General features: G+C 39.2%; 10 protein-coding genes. 1 reads left to right on the forward strand and 9 read right to left on the reverse strand.

Annotated features, from left to right (window positions below):
- Nucleotides 1–6: 6 nt before the first annotated feature.
- From OLM45_RS11540 to OLM45_RS11580, 9 genes are all read right to left on the reverse strand, one after another.
- Nucleotides 7–4,026 carry a GEVED domain-containing protein gene (locus OLM45_RS11540; protein ID WP_264510311.1) on the reverse strand — a complete coding sequence of 1,340 codons (4,020 nt, stop codon included), beginning with the start codon at nt 4,024–4,026 and terminating at the stop codon, nt 7–9.
- Nucleotides 4,027–4,128: 102 nt separating this feature from the next.
- Complete coding sequence (fabV, locus tag OLM45_RS11545; protein WP_264510313.1) at nt 4,129–5,319, reverse strand: enoyl-ACP reductase FabV; 1,191 nt, start codon at nt 5,317–5,319, stop codon at nt 4,129–4,131.
- A 44-nt stretch (nt 5,320–5,363) separates the two neighbouring features.
- Complete coding sequence (recN, locus tag OLM45_RS11550) at nt 5,364–7,016, reverse strand: DNA repair protein RecN (RefSeq protein WP_264510315.1); 1,653 nt, start codon at nt 7,014–7,016, stop codon at nt 5,364–5,366.
- A 23-nt stretch (nt 7,017–7,039) separates the two neighbouring features.
- The gene (locus OLM45_RS11555) at nt 7,040–7,933 is read right to left on the reverse strand and encodes a DUF4835 family protein (RefSeq protein ID WP_264510317.1); all 894 of its coding nucleotides are present in this window, start codon (nt 7,931–7,933) and stop codon (nt 7,040–7,042) included.
- On the reverse strand, nt 7,923–9,131 hold the full coding sequence (gene coaBC / locus OLM45_RS11560) for a bifunctional phosphopantothenoylcysteine decarboxylase/phosphopantothenate--cysteine ligase CoaBC (protein WP_264510319.1): 1,209 nt from the start codon (nt 9,129–9,131) through the stop codon (nt 7,923–7,925). The genes OLM45_RS11555 and coaBC overlap by 11 nt, the downstream gene beginning before the upstream one ends.
- Before the next feature lie 7 nt (nt 9,132–9,138).
- A complete protein-coding gene (locus OLM45_RS11565) occupies nt 9,139–9,456 on the reverse strand; it encodes a DNA-directed RNA polymerase subunit omega (RefSeq protein WP_129462402.1) in 318 nt (105 codons plus the stop codon).
- Nucleotides 9,457–9,464: 8 nt separating this feature from the next.
- Complete coding sequence (locus OLM45_RS11570) at nt 9,465–10,259, reverse strand: outer membrane protein assembly factor BamD (protein ID WP_264510321.1); 795 nt, start codon at nt 10,257–10,259, stop codon at nt 9,465–9,467.
- Nucleotides 10,260–10,338: 79 nt separating this feature from the next.
- Nucleotides 10,339–11,226 carry a 4-hydroxy-tetrahydrodipicolinate synthase gene (dapA, locus tag OLM45_RS11575; protein ID WP_264510323.1) on the reverse strand — a complete coding sequence of 296 codons (888 nt, stop codon included), beginning with the start codon at nt 11,224–11,226 and terminating at the stop codon, nt 10,339–10,341.
- A 2-nt stretch (nt 11,227–11,228) separates the two neighbouring features.
- Nucleotides 11,229–11,747 (reverse strand): DUF6913 domain-containing protein, encoded by a 519-nt coding sequence (locus OLM45_RS11580; protein ID WP_413614182.1) that lies wholly within the window; start codon nt 11,745–11,747, stop codon nt 11,229–11,231.
- 189 nt (nt 11,748–11,936) lie between these two features.
- On the opposite strand from OLM45_RS11580, the gene OLM45_RS11585 reads away from it, so the two are divergent.
- Nucleotides 11,937–12,569 (forward strand): 5'-nucleotidase, encoded by a 633-nt coding sequence (locus OLM45_RS11585; protein ID WP_319799977.1) that lies wholly within the window; start codon nt 11,937–11,939, stop codon nt 12,567–12,569.
- Nucleotides 12,570–12,571 lie beyond the last annotated feature (2 nt).

Genomic DNA, 12,571 nt, shown 5'->3' on the forward strand with positions numbered 1-12,571 from the left:
AGTGAATTACTGTTTAATCACTTTAATTGTTTTTACTTGACCATTGGCCATAGCGCGTACAATGTAGGAGCCCGCAGGTAAATTACTTAAGTCTAATGTAGATTCTGTAGCATTTACTTTAGAACTATACACTTCTTGTCCTACTACATTATAAATTTGTAGTGAGTCGATTACTTCCGAAGATGTGATATTCAATACATTTTGCACCGGATTTGGATACGCTTTGAAAGTAACATCACTTATTTCTTGATTGCCTAAAGACGCATCATAAACAGAGATACTAAAGTTCCCTTGCGCACCATTGTAACCAAATACACGAACTAAAATAGTTGCTCCAGGCGTGAGTCCGGTTAAAGACAATAACGAATGACCTACTACTACTTCAGTAGCGCTATCATCATCACAACCAACCGCAGTTAAAGCACCACAAGTTCCAGAATACGCTTGTACCACAGTATCAATACCAGGTCCGCCAGTTGAAGTTCCTGCAGTTTCTACAGTTGCATTCCCAGAAGTTGGTACAGTAAAACTATACCAAACATCTTTTCCTGAAGTAGCAAAACCAAAAGCTCCACAGCTAGGTGCTGGAGTTTCAGCACTCAAAGTGGCACCTAAACTAGTAGTATCGATATCCGCATCGGTATATACTCCGCCCACTGTAAGTACTGTTGGTGTAGCACAAGTATCATTTGCAGGGGTTGGTGGTGGTGTTCCACACGCTACTGAACGCGTTCTATTATCGGTGTTTGCTGTACAATTGGCATCAGCATGCGTATAAAAACGAACCGTATCGGTCGTAGTTGGTGTCCAAATTAATGGCGTTGTTCCCGAAGTAAAAGCAATAGAACCGTCTGAATTACCAATGGTGATATAATCCGTTGCGTTTGAACTAGTAAAAGTATACTGAACACCTGCGGTAACATTTACACTTGAATATTCACCTGCCCAACCCGCAGTAGTAATAATTTGTGCTGTACCCGAACAATTGATGGTCACTGCACCAGTTGGATATTCATCACCGATTAAACAACCTACATTAGCACAGGTATCATTTACAGTAACTGCAAATCGCGTTGTACTTTCACAACCAAATTCATTTTGAGAAGCATAATAGGTTGCTCCATCCACTAAATCCGTAAATGGATCTAAAGGTGAACCACCTGTTGCTGCAGCATACCAAAGTACATTCGATCCATTAACAACCAAGTCATTTAACGTTGCAGTGGTACAATAATCCTGTGTTGGATTTCCTGTTGGCGCTGCAGATGTCATAGCCACAACTAGATACACTTCAGCTATGGAATAACAACCATTTGCATTTTCAACACGCACATAAATTACTTGTCCATTTGTACCCATAAATGCAGTAGCATTTGCAATTGGGTTTGTCATGGACTCAGCATCAAAATAATCGAGATAATAACTGAATTGCATACCACCATCAAAAGTTATTGAACTTTCCGAAGCAGTTAAATCAAAAATTTCCATACCATCACCATCCGATTCACAAGCTAACAAATCAATATTTGAAACCATGGGTAGAGGGGCAACATGAACAGTAACTGCCAAACGGGAATAACTTTCACAGTTGATGGTTTGTGACGCATAATACGTAACACCATCTGTCACGGTATCTGTACCGTTAAAAGGTGTTCCCCCTGTTGGTGCAGCATACCATAACAAGCCACTACCCGTTACTTGTAACGAATCAAATGTTAAGGAATTACTACAGAAGTATTGGTCCGCATCACCTGTAGGAGCTGGCGTACCTGTTGGACAATCGTAAGCTGAGATTTGGAATTCACCAAAACTATCGTTAGCATATTCCCAAACATTAACATAAAGCAATTGCCCTGGAGTAAGTCCGTTTAACGAAATCAATGAATAGTTCCCATTGGTGCTGGAATCATCATCACAAGCCAATAAACTCAACCCGTTACAATCACCCGAATAAACTGCTAAGCCTGTATCGGTTACATCACTTCCAGTTACTTCACTGGTTTCTAAAGTTACATTTCCAGTGGCAGGAACCACTACCGTATACCAAACATCACCACCTAAAAAACTAGCACAACCGGGTGCTGGAGGATTTGAGTTGGTGGCTGAAACATTGGTACCAACTACTGGATTCGAAGTTACATTCTCTCCAACTGTTAAGGCGACAGCATTACTACAATCATCATTTCCTGGAGCCGGAATTAATGTTCTAAAAAAGATAGGCCCTGTGAGTAAACTAGTCCCGTTTGTTGTACAATCGGCTGCGATATAAATATCATAATCCGTATTGGGTGTTAACCCTGTAATCACATAAGGATTTACAATTACTACTGTACCCGAACCCACTGTTGGAGCTGGACTTCCTGCCGGAACTACATAAATCATCCATGCAGTTTCTGTACATCCTGCCGTCCAGGCTACTGTTGCAGTAGTGGTCGTTGTATTTGTTACTAAAACATTAGATGGCTGTGGACAAGCCACCGGTGTAGTAATTACGATATCGTAATCTTCTGCTTCTCCATATCCATAGTTTGCACAAGGATCGATGGTATTCCCTACTTGATTCCAAACATCGCGCACACGCATTCTGTGAGTGCCTAAAGGTGGATTACATGCCAAAGAAATCGTAAAGGTGGCCGTACCATTGGCATCAATTGCTGTGGTTGTAGAACCAATTCGCTCATTGGTTTCAAAAAATCCGTTATCATTATAATCAATCCACATGGAAACATTTTGACCTCCAAAAGTACCTACAGTTACGGTAACTGTATATGTTCCTCCTGCTTGTAAATTAGCGGTGTAATTGGGCTGACCCGTAAAATAAGTGTAAGCCGGGTTCGTAGGAGCAGTCCCCGAATTATTCGAAAGTGTTGTTCCATTAATTACAATATTAGAAATCAAATCACCTTCCGTTTTTCCTGTGGTATAAGTTGGTGTACAATAACAAGCGTTCACTGCATTCATTCCTATTTGTAAGGGCGAACTTTCAGCTGCAGTTCCTGAAGCTGTACAAGTAACTAGACATTTATAATAGGTTGCTGCAGTTTGTGAGGTCACATAAGTGCTTTGTGTAGCAATTCCTACTGCATTACTGTAATTTACACCATCGGTTGATGTCATCCATTGATACGTAACACCAGAACCTGATGTGGTATTTTGCAAAGACAACGTAAAGTTTACTGATGCACAAACCGAAGCGCTTGTTGAAAGAGTAGCACCTGGAGTTGGTGTTCCTGTACAACTCGGTGGTGTTGTCCAAGTATAGGTCAACCCACTTGCTGGCGCAATAGTTTGCGACATGAACATGGTATCTGCAGCGGTTGTTCCAGCTGAAGTAGTTATCCAACTTGTTGTAGAAGTTCTGTTGGCAAAATTGGTCGCTGGATTATTAGGAGCGGCACGTAAACCACAATCCACAACAGTATCTGTAGTATTGTTGGTCATAGTCCCATATACAAATTGCACTGAATTAGATGTTTCGTTTAAACGAATTTGAAAATTCATGGAATCACCTAACGCCAAATATTTCGCATAATTTTTCCATTGCACAACCAATGTGCGATTCGGTGCTGAACCAATTACTTGGTAACGCAATTCAGAGCCCGCTTGTGCTTGCAAATCTCTTGCAAATGCAGCAATACGAGCAACATTAACATTGGAAACTGCTGTTGTAATCGTTGACAATGGGTTGTATGATGATGAAGTGGTTAAATCAACTGCCGGACTTAGCGCTGACGACCCTAATGCAATCCATCCATTTGCATTAATAGCAAAACGGTCATATGTGTAACCGTTAAAAACAAAATTAAATCCGATGGGTAAACCTACCCCCGTAGTTGCAGCACCACCTAAACTTACAGCTGGATCCACAAAACGCTCATCATCGGTTGCTGTATTTCCTACTACTGTCCCACCAGAAATAGCCGAATATGTCCCATTACTTTGTGCAAAAGTATATTGGTCTAGTGTTTGGCTATATCCAATTTGTACAAGAAAAAATAAAGCTAAACTCAGCGTAATTTTTTTCATAAAATCAAAGAATATAAATTGGTTATAAATAATTTCAAAAATAGGAATAAAAAAAACAGCCTGAAACGAATTCAGGCTGTTTAAATGTTAAATGTTTTTTATTTATCCAATACTTGGAACGGGAACAACTTCATTCGTGTCGGCTAGATAATCTACCCCTTCAAATCCAAATCCAAATAAATTTAAGAAATCATTTTTATAACCCGCTAAATCACCGATTCCTGGCAAGCTTTCTGTTGTGGCTTCTTCCCATAATTGGGCTACCTCTGCTTGCACATCATCGCGCATTTCCCAATCGTCAATGCGAATTCTATTTTCAGCATCTACAGGAATATCAGATTTACCATACAAACGATCGCTATACAAACGCTCCATTTGTTCGATACAACCTTCGTGAATGCCTTCGCGCTTCATGATTTTGTATAAAAGTGAAATGTATAATGGAATTACTGGAATGGCTGAACTCGCCTGTGTAACCAAAGCTTTATTCACAGAAACATAGGCTTTTCCTCCTAAATCTGACAAGGACTCTGTAATTACAGCCGCTGTAGCTTCCAAATGATCTTTGGCGCGACCAATAGTTCCATTACGGTAAACCGCTTTAGTCACTTCAGGTCCGATGTACGAATACGCCACTGTCATAGCGCCTTCCGCCAAAACACCAGCTGCCTTCATCGCATCCATCCACATTGACCAATCTTCTCCACCCATAACTACAACTGTATTGTCAATATCTTCTTGTTGGGCAGGCTCAATAGAAACTTGGGTCACATTACCCGTATGAAAATCAACCGTTTTATTCGTGAATGTTCCTCCAATAGGTTTCAAAGCCGAACGGTGTAAGACACCCGTTGTCGGATGCATACGTACTGGAGAAGCCAAACTGTAAATTACCAAATCTACCTGACCCAAATCCGCTTTTATTAAATCGATGGTTTGGGCTTTAATTTCATTAGAAAAAGCATCGCCATTGATACTTTTTGCATATAAACCTGCCGCATGCGCTTCTTTTTCGAAAGCCGCTGAATTGTACCATCCTGGAGAAGCCGTTTTGCCTTCTGTCCCTGGTTTTTCAAAAAATACACCAATTGTTGCCGCATCACAACCAAATGCGCTGGTAATACGTGAAGCCAAACCAAAACCGGTAGAAGCTCCAATCACTAAAACGCGTTTTGCGCCCTCGATTTTCCCTTTTGATTTTACGTATTCAATTTGATTTTTTACATTTTGCGCACAGCCATCAGGATGAGCTGTTAAACAAATAAATCCGCGCATTCTTGGTTCTATAATCATAATGGTCTAATTTCTAAATTGTGGTACAAAGATACTTCTATTTTTTAGTTGAGCAAAGCTTGTGCCTGCCCCATCGCTGCTTCGGTTATCGTATTTCCGGAGAGCATTTGAGCAATCTCAATGATGCGCTCCTCCGTATTTAATTCTTTTAATTGGGTTGCTGTCGTATCGCCTTCCATAGTTTTATACACTCTAAAATGCCTTTTCCCTTTCCCCGCAATTTGTGGCAAATGAGTGATGGCAAATAGTTGGCGGTTCTGACTCATATTTTTCATAATCTCGCCCATTTTGTGCGCAATTTCTCCCGAAACTCCTGTATCGATTTCGTCCAAAATTAACGTCGGTAATTGCATATGTTCTGCCATCAATGCTTTTACAGCCAACATGATACGGGACATTTCTCCACCTGAAGCTACCTTTTTTAAAAGTCCGAATTCGGTTCCCTTATTGGCTGCAAACAAAAACGTAATTTTATCTTTACCATTGGTCAAAAATTGCTCTTGGGGACTGACTTCGATGGTGAATTTCGCATTGGGCATGCCCAAATCGGAAATAATGCTTTCTATTTTTTCGGCGACTTTTGGAATAGCTTTGATTCGATTTTGATGTAATGAATCGGCAAAATCGTTCAATTCTTTTTCAGCCAACACCATCCACGCTTCCAAATTAGCAATTTGGGATTCTAGAGTGGTTAAAGACAATGCCTGTGAACTCAATTTTTCTTGAATTGCTAATAGTTCTGCGATAGAACTCACTTGATGTTTTTTCTGTAAGGCATATATCAATTGGAGCTTCTGACTGATTTGCTCGAGCATTTCAGGGTCAGCTTGTACATGATCCACCATGCTTTCGAGTTCCTTCTCTACATCATCCATCTCAATCAACAAACTGGTTATGCGCTCTAAAAGGTTTTCGTACTCACTTGAAAAACTTGCAATTTTTTGAAGCGCTGATTTAGCTTCTTTCAATTGAATAATTAAGCCAAATTGATCCGACTGGGTTAATTGCAGCACTTTTCCAAGTTGCAACTGAATTTGCTCCACATTACTCAATTTCTCTAACTGAGTTTCCAAGTTTTCCTGCTCGTCTACTTGCAATTGAGCTGCCGTTAATTCTTCCAACAAAAAGGCATTGTAATCTTGTTCTTTTAAACGATTGCCTAAATCCTGTTTCAGTTGGTCGCAATCGGTCTGCGCCGTGCGGTATTTTTTTAATAATAGTTGATAATTGGAGAGCAATTCTTCGTTTTTGGCAACAGCATCAAGAATTTGAAATTGAAAAGCATCACTGTACAATTCCTGGGTTTCATTTTGGGAATGAATATCAATCAACTGCTCGCCCAATTCTTGCAAATCGGAAACATTTACCGGTGTATCATTGACAAAAGCACGAGATTTGCCTGAAGGTAAAATTTCGCGACGTAAAATAGTATGCGCATCAAAATCCCAATCCATTTGATCAAAAAACGACTGTAAATCCTGTTTTGACAGATCAAAATGGGCTTCAATGACGCATTTTTCAGCTTTATTTTTTAAGGAAGATAAGTCGGCTCGATTCCCTAGAACCAAACCCAAAGCACCTAAAAGTATCGACTTCCCTGCTCCTGTCTCTCCAGTTATTACCGAAAATCCATCGGAGAAAGAAACCGACAATCGTTCGATTAACGCATAATTTTCAATGGTTAGCGAGGTAATCATAGGTGCATTATTTTTCTCGCAAGTTATAATTTTATCTTATTCCATTTGGAACTATTGATCGGAGAAATTTTGGATAAGGTATCCACAAGACCGTCAATAGGAATAGATGGTCCACCGGAAAAAATAGAAACGATTTCGTCGGCTTTGGCATCAAAAAACAAACGGGCTAAATACGAATTAGGACGCGTTTTATGCAATTCACCTAAGGTATTAATCGCCGCTAAAACGGCTTGTTTACCTGCTTTAATATCTTTATTCATGACATCCAAACCTTGGAACATGTATTGGTTCAATGCTTCACGATAGGGCTTGAAGGTATTGGACATTAAATCGTTCACCAAATAATAGCGGTTGTTGGTTTTATCCGTTTGTGACCAACCATTTCCACCTGTAGGCATGGCCAAATTGACAATTTCTTGTGCTTTTTGAAAATAAGGCATCCCGCTTTCAAGTTCGAACGTTTCTGCATCCATTCCTAAGATGATATAGGCATAATAAGCCAACGTTGATAGCAGATTCGAATCGAAACTATTGGGATTAAAATACATTTGTTGAAATTCAACATATTGAAATTGTAGACTTTTATCATTGACATTCAGTACCGTAGAAGTGTAACTGGAATTGTAAATAGGGCGAGACGACTGCACCTGAATGGTGGTATCAAAATTGTTGTTTTCATACGAGTTAATCGTAATGAACATACTGCAGGATATCTTCTCTTGATTTTCAAACGACTTATCCGTCCAAACCGATTTATTCATAAAGTCATTCAAGGAAGTCTCTAACGATTTAAAAATCTGGGTATTGGCATTGGTGATTTTGTCGTAATTCACGACAACTTTACAATTTAATTCTTGTGCATGAACACGAAAGAATGATCCGATAACCAGGAATACTACCGCAATTTTAAACTTCATAATACTGAATAACTTTATCTATAATATCTTGAGCTACTGCCTCTTTTGATTTCAATTCCACAGGCTCAATTGCATTGGCTTTATTGATAAACGTGACTTTATTGGTTGGAGTTCCAAAACCTGCCCCTGAATCCCTGAGGGAATTTAAAACTATCAAATCTAAGTTTTTTTTCTGAATTTTGAGTTGCGCATTGGCAATTTCATTCTCCGTTTCTAAAGCAAAACCGATTAGCATTTGCTGTTTTTTTTGAGCACCTAAAGTGGCTAATATATCTTTGTTTTTTGTGAGTTCAATCGTAAAATTGTCCTCCTTTTTTTTAATTTTTTCTTTGGCTTGCTGCTTGGGACGATAATCTGCAACAGCGGCTGCACAAATGGCTACGTCACAAGTGGGGTAAATTTCCATACAAGCTTCGTACATTTCTTCAGCCGTCATTACGCGTTGAACGTGAACATTGCTGTGTTTGGGTTGTAAATGGGTAGGACCCGCAACAACAGTGACCTCAGCTCCCATTTGAGCTGCATAATCGGCAATATCAAATCCCATTTTTCCGGTAGAATGATTTCCTATAAAACGCACCGGATCGATTGGTTCGTATGTGGGTCCCGCAGTAATGAGAATTTTTTTTCCGCGTAAAGGCAATTGTGATGCAATATCTTTTTCAATAAATGCCACTATATTCTCGGGTTCCGCCATCCGACCTTCACCGGATAATCCGCTGGCAAGTTCGCCGCTTTCGGCAGGAATCATGCGGTTGCCAAAATGTTGTAATTGCTGGAAAGAATGTAAGGTAGACGGATGCTTGTACATATCCAAGTCCATCGCAGGAGCAAAGTAAACTGGACATTTGGCGGAAAGATAGGTCGCAATTAACAAGTTATCGCAATTCCCATTCGCCATTTTGGACATGGTATTGGCCGTTGCAGGCGCGATTACCATAAAATCAGCCCATAAACCTAACTCGACATGATTGTTCCATTGCGCTGTATCTTCTTCATTATAAAACGAAGAATACACGGGGTTTTTGGATAAAGTTGACAATGTCAAGGGGGTGACAAAATCTAAAGAAGCAGGTGTCATGACCACACGGACCTGAGCACCTGCTTTGATGAATAGTCGCACTAATGTCGCTGTTTTATAAGCGGCAATCCCTCCGGAGACTCCCAGTAAAATTTTTTTACCGCTTAAAACTGACATGGCTGTATTATTTAGAAACGTCTTTGTGATAGATTTTACCATCCGACCACTCTTGTACGGCTAATGCGTGTGGCTTTGGTAATTTCTCATAAAACTTAGACACTTCAATTTGTTCTTTGTTTTCAAAAATTTCCTCAAGACTATCATTGTAAGTGGCAAATTCTTCCAACTTCTCAATCAACTCTTTTTTAATTTCTGTGTTGATTTGAGTTGCACGTTTAGCCATAATGGTAATCGCCTCGTAGATATTTCCTGTTTGCTCTTCGATAACTGCACGATTATAGGTAATCGTATTTACAGGTGCAGTCGTCTTTTTTAAATCCATTTTACTCATTACTTAGAAAATTGTTGAAGTTCTTTATCAATTGTAGCCAACATATCATCGGCTTTGGTTTTGTATTGGGTATCGGCTTTGAATTTTACCAAACTTTGGTAAGCTGCTTTAGCATTCAATAACCGTTCATGCATTTTGGAAGGAACGCTATTCACGGCAAGCTTGTAGGCTGAATCTAACTTTAAATACAAGGCTTCTTCTTTGTATACTGTCCCTGGAAAATCAGACAAAAACAAATCAAAAGCAACTTGAGCCGCTTTATAATCTTCGATTGTATTGTATTGTTTGGCTACTTCAAAAGCTTTTTTCTCGAGCTTGACACGCAATTCTTTAGCTATCGTATTGGCCTCAGCCATGTACGTTGAATTGGGATAACGATCGATAAAATCTTGCATTTTGTAAATGGCTTTTTCCGTATCGGTCTGGTCCAAACTATAGACGGGTGATAAACGGGCAAAACATTTTGCGGCTAAAAAAGAAGCTTCTTCATTTCGAGGATCCCTAGGATAAGCACTCGCAAAACTCTCCAACTGATAAGCCGCTAAATAAAACTGTTTGGTGTTGTAATAGGCCATTCCGAACATGTAAGATACATTCTCTTCCCCTGCTTTTCCTTTGTATACAGGCGCAATCAATTCAAAAAGACGAATGGCTTTACCATATTTCTGCTTTTCGTACATTTTGATAGCTGCTGCTTTTTGCACTTCCGTATCTTCAGAACGGAAGGCTTTTTGGTATTCGCTACAGCTTCCCAAAGTTAGCCCTAAAACAATAAGAATCAACAGTTTTTTCATTTTCTAACAATATTCGAATGGCTCGTGCCAAAACGAACCGCAAAAGTAGTTAATATTTAGTTATGTTTAAAATAATTTTTTAGCCTTCCGTATTGAAGGTGTCAATGAATTTTTTCAATCGCAATGAAAGGTCTTCATTTACATTAACCAGGGGCAATCGCACCGTATTTTCTGACAATCCCATGTGCGCAAAAACCTCTTTAATTCCGGCCGGATTGCCTTGTTCAAAAATCATATCAATTGCAGCTGACAAACGGTAATGCAACTTATACGCTTCATCGACTTTGCGGTTTAATCCCAAGCGCACCATTTCGGAGAATTCTTTTGGGAATCCTTCTCCGATAACCGAAATCACTCCGCTTCCACCGGCCAATACCATGGGCAAGGTGATCATGTCGTCACCGGAAATCACTAAAAATCCTTCCGGTTTATGCTGGATCAACTGCATCGCCTGCACTATATCCCCTGCTGCTTCTTTAATTGCGACAATATTATCAAAATCATTGGCCAAACGAATTACCGTACTTGGCGCCATATTGCTTGACGTTCGACCCGGAACATTGTATAAAATCACAGGTACAGGTGATGCTGTAGCAACCGCTTTGAAATGTTGGTAAATTCCTTCTTGTGTAGGTTTGTTGTAATAAGGCGAAACAGAAAGCACTGCAGCAAAAGCCGACAAATCCCTTGTTTTCAATTCTTCGACCACTTTGTGTGTGTTGTTCCCTCCAACACCCAAAACCAAAGGCAATCGCCCTTTGTTAGCATCAATAACGGTTTGAATAACCAATTCCTTTTCTTCTGCTGCTAAAGTAGCACTTTCTGCAGTAGTTCCAAGAACCACCAAATATTCAATCCCATTTTCAATTTGGTAATTGACAATGCGGGTTAAAGCCTCCGTATCGACAGAAAAATCTTTTTTAAAAGGGGTAACGAGCGCGACGCCGGTTCCTATTAGTGAACGCATGATTATATTTTGTTTAGTATTTTCAAATATTTGAACATTTCTGAAGTAAACTCGGTATGGTTTTCTGCAGAAGTGTGAATGATTAAATCATTAACTTTTTTATCGACAGAGGCAAATCCAACTTTAAAACCGCATTTGGAAAGTTGGGTAGTGAGATGCAATACCGCCTTATCCATTTCGTAGTAATTGATCAATAAATCGTAATATTGACTGAGAAATGTACGAAGTGTTTCGCTATCAAAACTACCACTCCATTTAAAATCTTTATAGGAATAAACAGGATAGTCAAAGCTTTCATTTTTTTTAATATGGTTTTTAAAAACCAATATCCGAATATTCTCTTTTTTAATGCCTTGTTTAACTAAATCACGAATTAAATCCTCTTTTTCGTGAAAATACGATTCGTCCAGGATAATACCTACTTTCTGAATTAAATCGTTAGAGGTCAGATGTTTCATTTCTGCCCATTTTTTCTTAACGATTTTTTTAATCGATATGTCCTTTATTCTTTGGAAAAACATAGTATTTTTACTTGTTCACAAATTTAATCAAAATTGGACGCTAATCCGATGGTAAATCTAAAAAAGTATCCCCTGGTTCGGAAGTATTTTGTTTTATTCTTAACATTTACGGCCGTTACCAGTTGTCAAAAGCATTTTTCTCCTTCACGTATTGAAGGAAAAAAAATACCGATAACCGCTTCACAGGAAATGGATTCAACTGTTGATCGAGTTATCCAACCTTATCGTGCTCACATTGAAAAAGAACTGAGTGAGGTTTTGGCATACAACCCTGAAACATTAGACAAATCAAAAGGCAAATGGCAAACCAACATCGGGAATTTCATGGCTGATGTCACCTTGGAGCGCACCAATAGAGTGTTAAAACTTCGCAACTTACCCTTGGCACAAGTTTGCATTCTCAACCATGGTGGTATTCGATCTATACTTCCCAAAGGCAATGTAACTGCACGTTCAGCCTATGAAATCATGCCTTTTGAAAACAGTTCTGTGGTTATTGCCCTAAAAGGCACCCAACTTGTAGAAATGGCCAATTATATCATCAGTGAAAAAAAACCACATCCTTTAGCGGGTCTGACTTTTACGATTCAAAACAATGCGGCTACTCAATTGAAAGTTCAAGGCCAACCTTTGGATGAAAAAATGACCTATTTTGTAGCTACTTCAGACTATCTATCGAATGGTGGTGACAACATGAGTTTTTTCAAAAAAGGAATTGAAACTATTGACGTCGACTATAAAATACGAAATATCCTTATCGATTATTTTAAAGAAACCGATACGGTACGCGTGAAAAACGATATTCGAATTAACCAAGAATAAGT

Origin of the sequence: Flavobacterium sp. N1719 (assembly GCF_025947045.1) — a bacterium.
GTDB lineage: Bacteria > Bacteroidota > Bacteroidia > Flavobacteriales > Flavobacteriaceae > Flavobacterium > Flavobacterium stagni.

Excerpts from the sequence above, each read along its gene's own strand:
- dapA (WP_264510323.1), bottom strand. The coding sequence starts at position 11,226 with ATGCGTTCACTAATAGGAACCGGCGTCGCGCTCGTTACCCCTTTTAAA.
- OLM45_RS11570 (WP_264510321.1), bottom strand. The coding sequence starts at position 10,259 with ATGAAAAAACTGTTGATTCTTATTGTTTTAGGGCTAACTTTGGGAAGC.
- recN (WP_264510315.1), bottom strand. The coding sequence starts at position 7,016 with ATGATTACCTCGCTAACCATTGAAAATTATGCGTTAATCGAACGATTG.
- OLM45_RS11580 (WP_413614182.1), bottom strand. The coding sequence starts at position 11,747 with ATGTTTTTCCAAAGAATAAAGGACATATCGATTAAAAAAATCGTTAAG.
- OLM45_RS11565 (WP_129462402.1), bottom strand. The coding sequence starts at position 9,456 with ATGGATTTAAAAAAGACGACTGCACCTGTAAATACGATTACCTATAAT.
- fabV (WP_264510313.1), bottom strand. The coding sequence starts at position 5,319 with ATGATTATAGAACCAAGAATGCGCGGATTTATTTGTTTAACAGCTCAT.
- OLM45_RS11540 (WP_264510311.1), bottom strand. The coding sequence starts at position 4,026 with ATGAAAAAAATTACGCTGAGTTTAGCTTTATTTTTTCTTGTACAAATT.
- coaBC (WP_264510319.1), bottom strand. The coding sequence starts at position 9,131 with ATGTCAGTTTTAAGCGGTAAAAAAATTTTACTGGGAGTCTCCGGAGGG.
- OLM45_RS11555 (WP_264510317.1), bottom strand. The coding sequence starts at position 7,933 with ATGAAGTTTAAAATTGCGGTAGTATTCCTGGTTATCGGATCATTCTTT.
- OLM45_RS11585 (WP_319799977.1), top strand. The coding sequence starts at position 11,937 with ATGGATTCAACTGTTGATCGAGTTATCCAACCTTATCGTGCTCACATT.